Origin of the sequence: Bradyrhizobium sp. PRIMUS42 (assembly GCF_023006515.1) — a bacterium.
Classification (GTDB): Bacteria; Pseudomonadota; Alphaproteobacteria; order Rhizobiales; family Xanthobacteraceae; genus Bradyrhizobium.
In genome coordinates, this window is the sequence record NZ_JALBGZ010001406.1 from 1 (window position 1) to 703 (window position 703).

At 66.3% G+C, this 703-nt stretch carries 1 protein-coding gene; it reads right to left on the minus strand.

The window, feature by feature from the left end; genetic code table 11:
* Positions 1 to 139: 139 nt before the first annotated feature.
* On the minus strand, positions 140 to 703 hold a 564-nt coding region (locus tag MOV75_RS40695), incomplete at its 5' end, for a YncE family protein (protein ID WP_247008487.1).

A 703-nucleotide genomic window follows, 5' to 3' on the forward strand; every position in this document is an offset into this window, starting at 1 on the left:
CCACGTGTTCGAGCGGATGGACGAGATTGCGGACGCGGTGTGCCCCGGTGCCGTAGGGCGGATTAGCGCAGCGTAATCCGCCGATCGATCGTCGATGCCAGATGGCGGATTACGCTTCGCTAATCCGCCCTACACCGCCCTACTCCGTCCTGCGCAAGAACGCCCCGAACGCGCGCGGGCCGTCGCCGGTCTTGATCTCGCCGATCACCTTCAGATCAGTGGCATCGATGATGCTAAGCGTGTTGCTCTCCCAGCAGGCGACGATGACGCGCTTGCCGTCGGCGGTTGCATTGATGCCTTCGGGATAGTCCCCGACATTGATCCGCTTGATCGGCTTCAGGCTCGCCAGGTCGAACACGCTGACGCTGCCGCCATATTGATCGGTGACGAAGCCGCGGCCCAGCGCCAGCGCCACCGCGTAGGGCCGCATCCCGACCGGCACGCGCCCGATCTCGCGCATCTCCGCGATGTCGATCACGGAGACGTCGTCGGAGCCGACATTGGCGGTATAGGCACGCTTGCCGTCCGCGTCGATGGTGACGCCGAACGGACGGGTGCCGGCCTTGATCGTCGCCTTGCGCTGACGCGTCGTCGTGTCCACCACCGAGACGCTGTCGTCGTCACGGTCCGCCGAGAGCAGCAGCTTGCCATCAGGCGTCACCGCCAGCCCCGAGGGCGAAGCGCCGACCGCGATGCTGGCGGT